This is a genomic window from Actinophytocola algeriensis (assembly GCF_014203735.1).
Lineage (GTDB): Bacteria > Actinomycetota > Actinomycetes > Mycobacteriales > Pseudonocardiaceae > Actinophytocola > Actinophytocola algeriensis.
Map to the genome: position 1 here is coordinate 441,906 of NZ_JACHJQ010000003.1, position 14,317 is coordinate 456,222.

Below are 14,317 nucleotides of genomic sequence, written 5' to 3' on the forward strand. Positions count from 1 at the left end.
ACCGACCGCAATTGTCACCGTGACGTAAGGGGCTGGTGTGATCCCTTACGCCTCTTCCGAAGTCCGATTTGCCCCATTTTTCGACATCATTTCGACAATACGTTCGAGATCGTCCACCGAGCCGAATTCGACGACGATTTTGCCCTTGCGCTTGCCGAGTTCGACCTTCACGCGGGTGTCGAACGTGTTGGAGAGCCGGTCCGCCACGTCCTGGAGGCCCGGCGCCTGCATCGGCTTGCGCTGCGGAGTCGCCTTCTGCTTCGCGGGCGCCTGGCCCTTGAGGAGCACGACCGCTTCCTCGGTGGCCCGCACCGAAAGACCCTCGGCGACGATGCGGGCGGCCAGCTCCTCCTGCTGACCGGCGTCCTCGAGACCGAGCAGCGCGCGGGCGTGCCCGGAGGAGAGGACCCCCGCCGCGACCCGGCGCTGCACCGCGAGGGGGAGCTTCAGCAGCCGGATCGTGTTCGTGATGACCGGACGGCTGCGCCCGATGCGAGACGCCAGCTCGTCGTGCGTGACCGCGAACTCCTCGAGCAGCTGCTGGTAGGCGGCCGCCTCTTCGAGCGGGTTCAGCTGCACGCGGTGGATGTTCTCCAGCAGCGCGTCCCGCAGCATCGCCTCGTCGGCGGTCTGCCGGACGATGGCCGGGATCTTGCCCAGTTCGGCGCGCTGGGCGGCACGCAGCCGCCGCTCGCCCATGACGAGCTCGTAGGAGTTCGCCCCCAGCTCGCGAACCACGATGGGCTGCATGAGCCCGAACTCGCGGATGGAGTGTTCCAGCTCGGCGAGCGCGTCCTCGTCGAAGACCTGACGAGGCTGCTTCGGGTTGGCCTTGATCGCGTCGAGCGGAACCTCGCGGTACACCGCACCCGCCACCGTGCCGCTGGGTGCGGCAGGTGCCTCCGGTGCGGCGGCCACACCTGACGGCTTGGGCCGCGGCGCGGTCGGCAGTTTCATCGCACCGCCACCGGAACCGTCCGCCGGTCCCTGCGGGATCAGTGCCGCGAGACCCCGGCCGAGACCACCCTTGCGCTCACTCATGCTTCTACTCCCCGCCGAACCCGCGCTCGGCCATTTCCCGCGCCGCGTCCAGGTAGCTCATCGAACCCCGTGAACCGGGGTCGTACGCGAGCACAGTCTGTCCGAAGCCGGGTGCCTCGGACACCTTCACACTCCTGGGGATCACAGTACGCAAGACCGTGTCGCCGAAGTGCTTCCGGACCTCCGCTGTCACCTGATCGGCGAGCTTCGTGCGCCCGTCGTACATGGTGAGCAGGATGGTCGACACGAGCAGGTTCGGGTTGAGATGGTTCTGCACCAGCTCGATGTTGCGGAGGAGCTGGGAGAGGCCTTCCAGCGCGTAGTACTCGCACTGGATCGGGATCAGGACCTCTTCGGCGGCGACCATCGCGTTGACGGTCAGCAGACCGAGCGACGGCGGGCAGTCGATGAACACGTAGTCCGGGTTCAGCTCGTCGAACGCGCCGGTCGGCAGCGCCGCCTTGAGCCGGGACTCGCGTGCCTCCATGCCCACCAGCTCGATCTCCGCACCGGCGAGGTCGATGGTCGCCGGGACGCAGTAGAGGTTGGGGGACTGGTCGCTGACCGCGGCCGCGTCCGAGAGCGACACCTCGCCGAGCAGCACCTCGTAGATCGACGGCACGCCGGAGCGGTGGTCGACGCCGAGCGCGGTGCTCGCGTTGCCCTGTGGGTCGAGGTCGATGACGAGGACCTTCAGCCCGTGCATCGCGAGGGCGGCCGCGAGGTTCACCGCGCTGGTCGTCTTGCCGACGCCACCCTTCTGGTTCGCGACGGTGAGGACGCGGCGCTGCGGCGGCTTGGGCAGGTCATGCTTGGGGTGCAGCATGCGCGTAGCGCGCTCGGCCTCTTCAGCGATCGGCGTCCATCCGGAGACGGCGGTCGCCGCCTCGACGTTGTCGTGCATCGTCTCGCTGGCGCCCTGAACATCGTGGCGTCCGGTCATGGGTGGCTGCACCTCGCCTCACTCGGCACGACTGTGTCTGATGATCGCCTCGCAAGCTCGGCGACTTCGTGCTGTTTCACGTGAAACAATCCTGGCTCCATCACTTCTTGGTCCGCCGCGGACCACGTCCACGCGCACCCTGCTGGGGGTTCAGACGTGTCACCACGATGATGGTCGTCGGCACCGCGAGCAGGTCGGCGCCACACCGTTCGACCACCGGGAGCGAACCACCCGCACGGGTCACGGCGCCGCCATCGCGCGCCGATTCCTCCTCGGCACTTTCTCCTTTGAGTGCGACGAGCCGACCGCCCTGCCGGAGCAAGGGGGCGCTCCACGCCCACAGACGAGCAAGCGGCGCGACCGCTCGCGCGATGACAACATCGGCACCCGCGAGCTGCTGCTTGATGGCCGGCTCTTCCGCGCGGCCCCGAACCACACTTGCGGACAGCGCAAGAGTATCGACGACTTCGGTCAGCCACGCCACTCGACGAGCCATCGGTTCCAACAATGTAATGTGAAGGTCGGGTCTGGCGATGCACAACGGCACGCCAGGCAGTCCGGCTCCGGATCCGAGGTCCACCACGCGGGCGCCGTCGGGGAGCGTCTCGGCGATCACCGCCGAGTTCAGGAGGTGTCGGTCCCAGAGGCGGTCGACCTCTCGGGGTCCGATCAACCCTCGTTCTACGCCAACGGCGGCGAGCAGTTCTGCGAACTGCACCGCCGCCGTCAGAGCGTCACCAAAAACTGTTGTAGCGGTCTCCGGGGGCGGAGACGCGGACGGCGTCTCGGCCAACCGGATGCCACCCTTCTTGAGCTAGTAGCGATGTTTCACGTGAAACGTCAGGGCTTGGGGAAGACCACGACTCGGCGCCGGGGGTCCTCGCCCTCGCTCTCACTGTGGACGCCGTCGATCGCGGCGACCGCGTCGTGGACGACCTTGCGCTCGAACGGCGTCATGGGCTGGAGGCGGATCTTCTCGCCATCTGCGAGCACCCGCTCCGCCGTCGCCTTGCCGAGATCCTTCAGCTCCTGCCTGCGGTCGGCCCGCCAGCCCGCGATGTCCAGCATGAGCCGGCTACGCGTGCCTGTTTCCTGCTGCACGGCGAGCCGGGTCAGCTCCTGCAGCGCCTCGAGCACGTTGCCCCGAGGGCCGACGAGCTTCTCCAGGTCGTCACCGCCGTCGATGCTCACGACCGCACGCCCGGCCTCGACGTCGAGGTCGATGTCCCCGTCGTAGTCGACGAGGTCGAGCAGGCGCTCGAGGTAGTCCCCAGCGATGTCGCCCTCACGGACGAGCAAGTCCTCACCCGACGTCCCCCGGTCACCGTCCTCAGCGACCGCGTCGGTGGGCTGTTCATCGGTGTCGCCCGCCACCGCATCGCGGTCGGCGTCCGACTCCTGCACCGTCTCCGGCACGACTTCTCCTCTCCAGGTCCGGATCAGCTTCGCGTCAGCGCTTCTTCCGGCCTGTGTTCTTATTGCGGGAACGGTCTGCGCTCAGACCGGAATCGGTGGAGCCGTCCTTGTTCGCGGCACCGTTCGGGGTGCTCGCCGAACCGGTCGGCTTGTTGGTGTTGCCGCCCGACTTGGGGCGAGCGGTGCCCGCAGCCTTCGCGTTCGGCGCGGGCTTCGCACCGGGGGCCGGCTTCTTGGGGGTACCTGCCGCCTTGGCGTTCGGCGCGGGCTTCGCACCCGGAGCGGGCGCGGTGCCCGGCCGCTTCTTCGCGGTGTCCGGCTTGGCGCCCGGCTTCGGCGCGAGGTTGGTCCGCTTCTCGATCGCCGCGGTCTTCTTCTCCTCTTCCTCGCGGTCGATCCGCTTGTAGACGAACCGCTGCTGCATCAGCGTCCAGAAGTTGTTCGACAGCCAGTAGAGGAGCAGACCGATGGGGAAGAAGAAGCCGAAGACGAGCACACCGATCGGGAAGACGTACATCGTCAGCTTGTTCATGATCGCGGTCTGCGCGGTCGCCGACGCGGGGTTCTGGCGCTCGACCGAGTGACGAGCGGTCAGGTAGGTCAGGACGCTCGCGAGGATCATCAGCGGGATCGACACGATGATGACCGCGGTGCGGTCGCCCGCGCCGTAGCGCTCGAGCAGCTCCTGCGGCTGGGTGATGAAGTTCGACAGACCCGCGCCGAAGAGGTTGGCCTGGAGGTAGGAGCTGACGCCGCTCGCGTCGAAGAAGTAGTTCTCGTTCGGGCTGTTGCCGAACGAGCGCAGCACGTGGAACAGACCGATGAACACCGGGATCTGCAGCAGCATCGGCAGGCAGCCACCGAGCGGGCTGAACCCGTGCTCGCGCTGGAGCTTCTGCATCTCCTGCGCCTGGCGCTGCCGGTCGTTCGCGTACTTCTTCTGGATCTTCTTGATCTCCGGCGCGAACTCCTGCATGGTCCGCATCGAGCGGACCTGCTTCACGAACGGCTTGAACATGATCGCCCGCAGCGTCCACACCAGGAACACGATGCCGAGCGCCCAGGCGACACCGCTGGACTCACCGAACACGTGCCCGAACACCCAGTGCCAGCACCAGAGGATGAACGACACGGGGTAGTAGATGAAGTCGAGCACGAGAGCTACTCCTTGGCGGCAGTGTGGTGTTCGAGGTCTTCGTTCGCGGAGCTTGCGGAGCGAACCGTCAAGTTCCGGCGTGGCGGTGGTACCGGGTCGTAACCACCGGGGTGCCACGGCCCGCACCGCAGCAGCCTGCGCACGGTGAGCCAGGAGCCGCGCAGCGCGCCGTGGGTCGAGAGCGCCTCGACGGCGTACGCGCTACAGCTCGGCTCGAACCGGCAGCTGGGGGGAAGCACCGGCGAGATCCACCGCCGGTAGAAGTTGACCGGCACCAGGAGCACTCGCGCCACCGGACCGGGCCGTCGCGCGGATTCCGTCGGGTGGACCTGATCCTCTGTGTCGTGCGTGGTGGTCACTGGGCACCGCCGGTCTCACTGTGGTCGCGGCTCAGCCGCAGTCGCCGCAAGGCGGAGTCGATGTCGCCGCCGAGTTCGGCGCTCGCCGCCGAGGCAGCGGACGGCAGCGCCCGCACGACCAACGTGCAACCAGGACGAACGGTTCCCAGCCGGTCGCGCACGACGTGGCGAAGGCGGCGGGCGACCCGGTGGCGTACCACCGAGTTGCCCACCGCCTTGCTGACCACGAACCCGACCCGGGGCACCGCACCGGCGTCGGTCATGACCGGATCGACCTTGGGCACGCCGAAGCCGGCGACCTCCTCGGCCGTGATGGCATGCACGACGAGCCTGGGACGCCCAGCGCGGCGTCCCTTTCTGGTCACGAGCCGAAAGTTGTCGCTACCGGTCAGTCGACTGGGCGCGGGGAGCAAGCTCAGGCAGACAGGCTCTTGCGACCCTTGCGACGACGAGCCGCGAGGATCGCACGGCCGGCACGGGTGCGCATGCGCAGACGGAACCCATGGGTACGCGCCCGGCGGCGGTTGTTCGGCTGGAAAGTACGCTTGCTCACGGCTGAATCTCCCGATACTGGCTCGTCAAAGTACGTCTGTCCCCGTCGCGGCCTGACGGCGCGCAGGACTCACCCACAACTGACGGGAGACCTTCACAGGGTACGCACCCAGCCCAGGACCAACGCACCCGGGGGTGCGTTGGGGCCGCTCGACGACACGCCGCGCACACTCGGTGCTTGCTTCCCGACATGCCTTGTGGCATGGCCCGGGGCTTGTTAGCGTGCGTGCTCTTGGTCGGCCGGTCGGGAGTGGGAGCCCGCCGCGCCGCCGGAGATACGGCAGGCCCTCCTGCGGGTTCCGCTGCGGTTCGCCGTACCTTCGTGCACAGTTGTGGACAACTTGTGGATGCCGCTCGTACGACGGGTCGCGTCCGCCACGACTGAGGGGCCGCAGTGATGGTGCATGGCCAACGAGGGGAGGGGAGCTCGTAGGTGTCCGAGCAGCAGGTGAACCTTAGTGTGGTGTGGGAGCAGGTCGTGCGGGAGTTGTCCGCAGGCACGCTCTCCCCACAGCAGCGGGCATGGATGCGGGTGACCCGGCCCATCGGACTGCTGGACGGCACCGCCCTTCTCGCCGCGCCGAGCGACTTCGCGAAGGACGCGATCGAACGAGCGCTCCGCGACCCGATCACCGACGCGCTGTCCCGCAGGCTCGGCCGCGTCGTCTCACTGGCCGTGAAGGTCGACCCCATGGGCTCCCAGTCCGCACCGCCGCCGCCCCCGGTCACCATGCCGCCGGTGCCCTCGGTGCCTCAGATGCCTGCCCCACCGCGTGGCGCCCCGGCACCGCCGCCCCCGATGCCGCCCCAGCCGCGGCCCGGCACACCGCGTCCCGGCGTCGGTTCGCTCGTCGAGCAGACGCTGGTGATGGCGCCCATCACCGCAGTGGACAGTAATAACACTGAGAAGCCCTCGGCGGCGGGCGACACCGGCGCCGACGGTGACAACGACGAAGTGGACGAGGTCGGCGACGCGCTCGCCACCGTCCACGAGATCTGGCCGCCGTACTCCGGGCAGCCGCCTGCGAGCGGGCAGCCGTTCACCGCGCCCGCCCAACCGCAGACCTCCAAGACGCGGCTGAACGAGAAGTACACGTTCGACACGTTCGTCATCGGCGCCTCCAACCGCTTCGCGCACGCGGCCGCGGTCGCCGTCGCCGAGGCACCCGCCCGCGCGTACAACCCGTTGTTCATCTGGGGTGAGTCCGGGCTCGGCAAGACGCACCTGCTGCACGCGGTCGGCCACTACGCGCAGCGCCTGTTCCCCGGCATGCGCGTGCGGTACGTGTCGACCGAGGAGTTCACGAACGACTTCATCAACTCGCTGCGCGACGACCGCAAGGTCGCGTTCCAGCGGCGGTACCGCGACATCGACGTCCTGCTGGTGGACGACATCCAGTTCCTGGAGGGCAAGGAAGGCACCCAGGAGGAGTTCTTCCACACCTTCAACACGCTCCACAACGCGAACAAGCAGATCGTCGTGTCGTCCGACCGGCCGCCCAAGCGTCTGGAGACCCTGGAGGACCGGCTGCGCACGCGGTTCGAGTGGGGCCTGATCACCGACATCCAGCCGCCCGAGCTGGAGACGCGCATCGCGATCCTCCGCAAGAAGGCTGCCCAGGACCGCCTGCCCGCGCCGGCCGAGGTGCTGGAGTTCATCGCGGCCCGCATCGAGCACAACATCCGCGAACTCGAGGGCGCGCTCATCCGCGTCACCGCGTTCGCGTCGCTGAACCAGCAGCCGGTCGACGTGGGTCTCGCGGAGATCGTGCTGCGGGACCTGATCCCGGACTCGCAGGTGCCGGAGATCAGCGTCTCGACGATCATGGCCGTGACGGCCGAGTACTTCAGTGTCTCCCTGGACGACCTGTGCGGCCCGGGCAAGACGAAGGCGCTCGCACAGGCCCGGCAGATCTCCATGTATCTGTGCCGGGAGCTGACCGACCTGTCGCTGCCGAGGATCGGCCAGACCTTCGGCGGCCGCGACCACACGACCGTCATGCACGCGGAGAAGAAGATCCGCAAGGAGATGGCGGAGCGGCGGCGCGTGTACGACCAGGTCCAGGAACTGACCTCGCGCATCAAGCAACGCGCTCGCGGCTAGCCACGACTCCCGCTACGCGAGCTCCGTTCGACACCAACCCCCTTGTGCGGGCACGACTTTCCGGATCCAGTCGTGTCCGTCGTTGTGGTCTCCGTCGCACTCCAGCCCGTCGTCACCCGGAAAGGGGATTCATGACCATCCCCAACCCTGTGCACTGCCTGGGGGCAAACCGGGTCGCAGCTGGGGAGCGGGCTGTGGACAACTGTGGAGTACCTGTGGAAGAACCTTGCACAGGTTCGAGTTGTCCACGGACCCCCCGAGTTGTCCACCGGTTGCACCCAGGTTCTACCCACAGCCGTCGACACGTCGCGACGTGCGGGTATGAGGGTTGTCCACACAATCCACAGGACCTACTACTACGACTGTTTTTATCTCTAGGAGTTATCAACAAAACAAAAACAGGGGCTGTGAGTTCGCGAGCGAGCGCCGCGTCGCGGAGGCACTCGGACGGCAGGGCCCGGGTGGAGCCTGGGATCCGCACGCTCTACGGTGGCGAGACACGTCTGGTTCTTTGCGGAGCTTGCGGAGCCAACGTCACAATTGCTCGAGGCGGCCCATCGCCGCATGCCCCTCGTGCCTGGAAAGGACTCTCATGAAGATCCGCGTCGAGCGCGACGGTCTCGCCGACGCCGTCGCCTGGGTCGCGCGCTCGCTGCCGTCCCGGCCGCCGGTTCCCGTCCTGGGCGGGATCCTCCTGGATGCGAGCGGCTCCGACGGTCTGACGATCTCCGGTTTCGACTACGAGGTCTCGGCGACGGTGGGCGTCCCGGCGACGATCGCGGACGGCGGCCGCACGCTGGTGTCCGGCAGGCTGCTCGCCGACATCACGAAATCCCTTCCGGCACAACCGGTCGAGATCATGGTCGACGGTGCCCGGGTGTCGATCGCCTGTGGCAGCGCGAAGTTCTCGCTCCCGACGATGCCGGTCGAGGACTACCCACAGCTCCCGGCGATGCCGCCGCACGCCGGCCAGCTCGCCGGTGAGGTGTTCGGGCTCGCGGTCAGCCAGGTCGCCGTCGCGGCCGGCAAGGACGACACGCTCCCGATGCTGACCGGTGTCCGCGTGGAGATCTCCGGCGACAAGCTGACCCTCGTCGCGACCGACCGCTTCCGGCTCGCGATGCGCGAGTTCGCGTGGCAGCCCGACGAGAGCCTCGCCGCCGCGGGCGAGCTCGCGGTGCTCGTTCCGGCGCGCACGCTCGCTGACGCGGCGAAGGCACTCGGCACGTCCGGCAAGACCGTCGAGCTGGCGCTCTCCCCGGGCGACGGGCTCATCGGCCTGTCCGGCGCGGGCCGCCGCACCACGAGCCGGCTGCTCGACACGGAGTTCCCGCGCTACCGCCAGCTGCTCCCATCCGAGCAGACCGCGGCCGCGATCATCGAGGTGAGCCCGCTCGTCGAGGCGATCAAGCGCGTGTCGCTGGTCGCCGAGCGCGGCACCCAGGTCCGGCTCGAGTTCGCCGACGGCGGCCTGCGCCTGTCCGCGGGCGGCGACGACGAGGGGTCCGCGGAGGAGGAGCTGTCGGTCGACTACACCGGCGAGCCGGTGACGATCGCGTTCAACCCCGGCTTCCTCCAGGAGGGCCTCGGCGCGTTGCACTCCGACCGCGCGGAGTTGTCCTTCACCACACCCAGCCGACCGGCGTTGATCAAGCCCGTCGGCGAGGATGGAACTGTCACCCCGGGGTACCTGCACCTGTTGATGCCGGTGCGCCTTCCGGGCTGACCGGTTTCGGACTTCAGGAGGAGAACCACATGCAGCTCGGTCTCGTCGGTCTCGGCCGGATGGGCTTCAACATGCGCGAGCGCTTGCGCACGGCAGGCCACGAGGTGGTCGGCTACGACCGCAACGCGGACGTGAGCGACAGCGAGTCGCTGGCCGACATGGTGTCGAAGCTGTCCGCGCCGCGCGCGGTCTGGGTGATGGTGCCCGCCGGTGAGCCGACGCGGCAGACGATCGCGGAGCTGTCGGAGCTGCTGTCCGAGGGCGACATCGTGATCGACGGCGGCAACTCCCGCTTCTCCGACGACCAGACGAACTCGGGCCTGCTCGCGGACAAGGGGATCGCCTACCTCGACTGCGGCGTGTCCGGTGGCGTGTGGGGCAAGGACAACGGCTACGGCCTGATGGTCGGTGGCGCCGCCGCCGACGTCGAGCGCGTGATGCCGGTCTTCGACGCGCTGCGCCCGGAGGGTCCGCGCGAGGAGGGCTTCGCCCACGCGGGCGCGGTCGGTGCGGGCCATTACGCGAAGATGATTCACAACGGCATCGAGTACGGCCTGATGCAGGCCTACGCCGAGGGCTTCGAGCTGCTCGAGGCGGCGGAGGTCATCGAGGACGTGCCCGCGACGATCAAGGCGTGGCAGCGCGGCACGGTCGTCCGGTCCTGGCTGCTCGACCTGCTGGTGCGGGCGCTCGACTCCGACCCGGAGCTCGACGACCTGCGCGGCTACGTCGAGGACTCGGGCGAGGGCCGGTGGACCGTCGAGGAGGCGATCAACCTCGCCGTGCCGGCGCCGGTGATCTCGGCCGCGTTGTTCGCCCGGTTCCGTTCGCGGCAGGACGACTCGCCCGCGATGCGTGCCGTGGCGTCGCTCCGCAACCAGTTCGGCGGGCACGCGGTGCAGTCCGCCGGGCCGACCTCGGGTGCGGGCAGCACGCAGGGCTGAGTGACTGAGCGGAGCTTGCGGAGCGAACATTGTCACTGAGCGGAGCTTGCGGATTGTGTACGTCCGGCACTTACAGGTCACGGACTTCCGCTCGTGGGAGTACGCCGACCTGGAACTCGAACCGGGACCGGCGGTGCTCGTCGGGCAGAACGGGCAGGGCAAGACCAACCTCGTCGAGGCACTCGGGTACGCGGCGACGCTCGGCTCGCACCGGGTGGCGACCGACGCGCCGCTGATCCGCCACGGCTGTGCCCGCGCGATCGTGCGGACCGCGGTCGTCAACGAGGGCCGCGAGCTGACGATCGAACTGGAGATCACCGCTGGCAAGGCGAACCGCGCGCGGGTGAACCGGGGGCCGGTGCCCAGGACCAGGGACGTGCTGGGGATTCTGCGCACGGTGCTGTTCGCGCCGGAGGACCTGGCGCTCGTGCGGGGCGACCCCGGTGAACGGCGCCGGTTCCTCGACGAGCTGCTGGTGCTGCGCACACCGCGCTACGCAGGCGTCCGCGCCGACTACGACCGGGTGCTGCGGCAGCGGAACGCGCTGCTCAAGTCGTCGGGGCACGCCCGGCGCGCGGGGTCGGGGGGCGGTGATGCTCTGGGCACGCTGGACGTGTGGGACGGGCACCTGGCCCGGTACGGCGCCGAGCTGCTCGCGGCCAGGCTGGACCTGGTCGCGGACCTCGGGCCGCACCTCACCGCCGCGTACGCGGGGGTGGCGCCGGAGTCGCGGCCCGCGACGATCAGGTACCGGTCGGGCATCGCGGAATCGTTCCCCGCCGAGTACGGCACGACCGGGCGCGCCGACATGGAGGTGCTGACCGACGCGCTGCTCGCGGCGATGGCGGCGCACCGCGACCAGGAGCTGGACCGGGGCGTGAGCCTCGTCGGCCCGCACCGCGACGAGCTGGAGCTGACGCTCGACGCGTTCCCGGCGAAGGGGTACGCCTCCCACGGCGAGTCGTGGTCGTTCGCGCTCGCGCTGCGGCTCGCGTCCTACGAGCTGCTCCGGGATGACGGCAACGAACCGGTGCTCGTGCTCGACGACGTGTTCGCGGAGCTGGACCGGCGAAGACGGGAACGGCTCGCCGAGGTGTCGGTCGCGGCGGAACAGGTGCTCGTGACCGCCGCCGTACCGGAGGACGTCCCGAGCGAACTGGCAGGGGCCCGCTACCTTGTTTCCGACGGGGAGGTCCACCGTGAATGATCACCGGAGAGTGACTGCGCGTGGTGTGACGGGTCCCACATCTGGGGACAAACCTGTGGATAGTGTGGATAACGCTGACGCTCCGCGCCCTGCGGCGACCCCGGAGCGGGGGAAAACCGGCGATCTGACCACCCCGAAGGGTGCCGGGGCCGACGGCGCCGCAGGATCTACCACGGAGAGTGACCATCCACAGCTCCGCGGTTCGGACCTCGCGCGGGCCGCGCTGGCGGCCGCGCGCGCCGCGTCCGGCGGCCCGGAGGCCAAGAAGAACAGGTTCGTGCGGCGCGGCGCGGGCGCGGTCAACCGGCGGCGACGCCGGTGGTCCGGTCCCGGTGCCGACGAGCGCGACCCGCAGCCCCTCGGGCGCATCGCGTCTCGTGTCGCGCTCGAGCGTGGTTGGTCGTCCCGGCTCACGACCGGCAGGCTGTTCGACAGGTGGGCCGTGATCGTCGGCGCCGACGTCGCCGAGCACGCGCAGCCGGTCGAGCTGAAGGACGGGGAGCTGACCGTGCGGGCCGACTCCACCGCGTGGGCCACCCAGCTGCGTCTGCTGCAGAAGCAGCTGCTGATCAAGATCGCCGCCGGCGTCGGCCACGACGTGGTCAAACGGCTCAAAGTGCTGGGCCCGACGGCCCCGAGCTGGCGCTTCGGAACACGTCACGTGCGTGGCCGGGGCCCTCGCGACACCTACGGGTGACCCCAAGTGGCGCTATTGGGGCGGAAGGTGTGAAATCCGCCTTGCAGGGCCCAGGCAGGCGTACCGGGTCGGTCCAGAGCCCCTTCGGGCGTCTGTGACAGAGCTAGGGGTGTGTTCGCGCCCTTCTGCGGACGCGCACCAGTATCATTGAGACAGGCGATCGGTTTGGCCCTTTCTGGACAGGAGACACCCCGCCCGTGGCGACTAACAACAACGAGTACAACGCGTCCTCCATCAAGAAACTGGAAGGCCTCGAAGCCGTTCGCAAGCGCCCCGGCATGTACATCGGGTCCACCGGTGAGCGCGGTCTCCACCACCTGATCCAGGAGGTCGTGGACAACTCTGTCGACGAGGCGATGGCGGGGCACGCCACGAAGGTCGAGGTCACGCTGCTGGCCGACGGCGGGGTACGGGTCGTCGACGACGGCCGCGGCATCCCGGTCGAGATCCACCCCGAGTACAAGCGGCCGACCGTCGAGATCGTCCTGACCGAGCTGCACGCCGGCGGCAAGTTCGACAGCGACACCTACGCGGTCTCCGGCGGTCTGCACGGCGTCGGCGTCTCGGTGGTCAACGCGCTGTCCACCAAACTCGACGTCGAGATCCACTACAAGGGCAAGATCTGGCGCCAGCACTACGACCGTTCGGTGCCGGGCCCGCTGACCGAGCACGGCGAGACCGAGGGCACCGGCACGTCGGTCACCTTCTGGGCCGACGGCGACATCTTCGAGACCACCACGTACAACGCGGAGACGATCGCCCGCCGCCTCCAGGAGATGGCGTTCCTCAACAAGGGCCTCACGATCGTCCTCCGTGACGAGCGGGTGGCTGAGGAGGAGGCCGCCGAGGACGCCGAGGGCCACGCCGCGCGGGTCAAGGAGCGCACGTACCACTACCCGGGCGGGCTCGAGGACTTCGTCAAGCACATCAACCACACGCGCGAGGCCATCCACGGCGGCGTGATCGCCTTCGAGGCCAAGGGTGAGGGGCTCGAGGTCGAGGTCGCGATGCAGTGGAACACCGGCTACAGCGAGTCGGTCTACACGTTCGCCAACACGATCAACACGGCCGAGGGCGGCACCCACGAGGAGGGCTTCCGCGCCGCGCTGACCCGCGTGGTCAACGTGTACGCGCGCGACAAGAAGCTGCTCAAGGAGAAGGACGCCAACCTCACCGGTGACGACATCCGCGAGGGCCTCGCCGCGATCATCTCCATCAAGCTCGCCGAGCCGCAGTTCGAGGGGCAGACCAAGCAGAAGCTCGGCAACACCGAGGCGAAGACGTTCGTGCAGACCACCTGCAACGAGCTGCTCGCCGACTGGCTCGAGCGCAACCCGGCCGACGCGCGGACCATCGTCACGAAGTCGGTGTCGTCGGCGCAGGCCAGGATGGCGGCCCGCAAGGCGAGGGAGCTGGTCCGCCGCAAGGGCGCGCTCGACATCGGCGGCCTGCCGGGCAAGCTGAAGGACTGCCGCTCCACCAACCCGGAGGAGTGCGAGCTCTACATCGTGGAGGGCGACTCCGCGGGCGGCTCGGCCAAGGAAGGCCGGGAGTCCCGCTTCCAGGCGATCCTCCCGATCCGCGGCAAGATCATCAACGTGGAGAAGGCCCGCATCGACCGGGTCCTCAAGAACACCGAGGTCCAGAGCCTGATCACCGCGCTGGGCACGGGCATCCACGAGGACTTCGACGTGTCGAAGCTGCGGTACCACAAGATCGTGCTGATGGCGGACGCCGACGTCGACGGCCAGCACATCCGCACCCTGCTGCTGACCCTGCTGTTCCGCTTCATGCGCCCGCTCGTCGAGCACGGGTACGTGTACCTGGCGCAGCCCCCGCTGTACAAGATCAAGTGGCAGCGCGCGGAACCGGAGTTCGCCTACTCCGACCGCGAGCGGGACGGCCTGATGGCGGCCGGCCTCGCGGCAGGCAAGAAGATCAACAAAGATGACGGCATCCAGCGGTACAAGGGTCTCGGCGAGATGAACGCCGACGAGCTGTGGGAGACCACGATGGACCCGGCGCACCGCCTGCTGCTGCAGGTCACCCTGGACGACGCCGCCACCGCGGACGAGCTGTTCAGCGTGCTGATGGGCGAGGACGTCGAGGCCCGCCGCTCGTTCATCACCCGCAACGCAAAGGACGTCCGCTTCCTCGACGTGTAGTCGAGGG

The 14,317-nt window shown here is 68.8% G+C and carries 14 protein-coding genes; 6 read left to right on the forward strand and 8 right to left on the reverse strand.

Annotation, left to right across the window (positions count from 1 at the left end):
• Positions 1–45 precede the first annotated feature (45 nt).
• The 8 genes from FHR82_RS14350 to rpmH all read right to left on the reverse strand — a co-directional run bounded on the left by FHR82_RS14350 (position 46) and on the right by rpmH (position 5,468).
• Complete coding sequence (locus FHR82_RS14350; RefSeq protein ID WP_184810878.1) at positions 46–1,041, reverse strand: ParB/RepB/Spo0J family partition protein; 996 nt, start codon at positions 1,039–1,041, stop codon at positions 46–48.
• A gap of 4 nt (positions 1,042–1,045) precedes the next feature.
• Entirely contained in the window at positions 1,046–1,945 is a 900-nt protein-coding gene (locus tag FHR82_RS14355) for a ParA family protein (RefSeq protein ID WP_225944950.1), read from the reverse strand.
• A gap of 139 nt (positions 1,946–2,084) precedes the next feature.
• On the reverse strand, positions 2,085–2,702 hold the full coding sequence (gene rsmG / locus FHR82_RS14360; RefSeq protein ID WP_311771075.1) for a 16S rRNA (guanine(527)-N(7))-methyltransferase RsmG: 618 nt from the start codon (positions 2,700–2,702) through the stop codon (positions 2,085–2,087).
• A gap of 122 nt (positions 2,703–2,824) precedes the next feature.
• Positions 2,825–3,400, reverse strand: a complete 576-nt coding sequence (locus FHR82_RS14365) for a Jag family protein (protein WP_184810881.1) — start codon at positions 3,398–3,400, stop codon at positions 2,825–2,827.
• 34 nt (positions 3,401–3,434) lie between these two features.
• Positions 3,435–4,556: a membrane protein insertase YidC gene (gene yidC / locus FHR82_RS14370; protein ID WP_184810882.1), complete on the reverse strand. Its 1,122-nt coding sequence runs from the start codon at positions 4,554–4,556 to the stop codon at positions 3,435–3,437.
• Positions 4,557–4,561: 5 nt separating this feature from the next.
• Positions 4,562–4,915 (reverse strand): membrane protein insertion efficiency factor YidD, encoded by a 354-nt coding sequence (yidD, locus tag FHR82_RS14375; RefSeq protein ID WP_184810883.1) that lies wholly within the window; start codon positions 4,913–4,915, stop codon positions 4,562–4,564.
• Positions 4,912–5,328, reverse strand: coding sequence for a ribonuclease P protein component (rnpA, locus tag FHR82_RS14380; protein WP_184810884.1), 417 nt, complete (start codon positions 5,326–5,328; stop codon positions 4,912–4,914). The genes yidD and rnpA overlap by 4 nt, the downstream gene beginning before the upstream one ends.
• Positions 5,329–5,330: 2 nt before the next feature.
• The gene (gene rpmH, locus FHR82_RS14385; protein ID WP_184810885.1) at positions 5,331–5,468 is read right to left on the reverse strand and encodes a 50S ribosomal protein L34; all 138 of its coding nucleotides are present in this window, start codon (positions 5,466–5,468) and stop codon (positions 5,331–5,333) included.
• A 432-nt stretch (positions 5,469–5,900) separates the two neighbouring features.
• Between rpmH and dnaA the strand changes: the two genes are divergently transcribed.
• The 6 genes from dnaA (at position 5,901) to gyrB (ending at position 14,310) form a co-directional block, all read left to right on the forward strand.
• Entirely contained in the window at positions 5,901–7,571 is a 1,671-nt protein-coding gene (dnaA, locus tag FHR82_RS14390; protein ID WP_184810886.1) for a chromosomal replication initiator protein DnaA, read from the forward strand.
• A gap of 592 nt (positions 7,572–8,163) precedes the next feature.
• Positions 8,164–9,297 (forward strand): DNA polymerase III subunit beta, encoded by a 1,134-nt coding sequence (gene dnaN, locus FHR82_RS14395; RefSeq protein ID WP_184810887.1) that lies wholly within the window; start codon positions 8,164–8,166, stop codon positions 9,295–9,297.
• Positions 9,294–10,241 (forward strand): phosphogluconate dehydrogenase (NAD(+)-dependent, decarboxylating), encoded by a 948-nt coding sequence (gene gnd / locus FHR82_RS14400; RefSeq protein WP_376706421.1) that lies wholly within the window; start codon positions 9,294–9,296, stop codon positions 10,239–10,241. The genes dnaN and gnd overlap by 4 nt, the downstream gene beginning before the upstream one ends.
• Before the next feature lie 55 nt (positions 10,242–10,296).
• Positions 10,297–11,448: a DNA replication/repair protein RecF gene (gene recF / locus FHR82_RS14405; protein ID WP_184811522.1), complete on the forward strand. Its 1,152-nt coding sequence runs from the start codon at positions 10,297–10,299 to the stop codon at positions 11,446–11,448.
• 64 nt (positions 11,449–11,512) lie between these two features.
• Positions 11,513–12,145, forward strand: a complete 633-nt coding sequence (locus FHR82_RS14410; RefSeq protein ID WP_184810889.1) for a DciA family protein — start codon at positions 11,513–11,515, stop codon at positions 12,143–12,145.
• Positions 12,146–12,342: 197 nt separating this feature from the next.
• Positions 12,343–14,310: a DNA topoisomerase (ATP-hydrolyzing) subunit B gene (gyrB, locus tag FHR82_RS14415; RefSeq protein WP_184810890.1), complete on the forward strand. Its 1,968-nt coding sequence runs from the start codon at positions 12,343–12,345 to the stop codon at positions 14,308–14,310.
• The last annotated feature ends 7 nt before the right edge of the window (positions 14,311–14,317 follow it).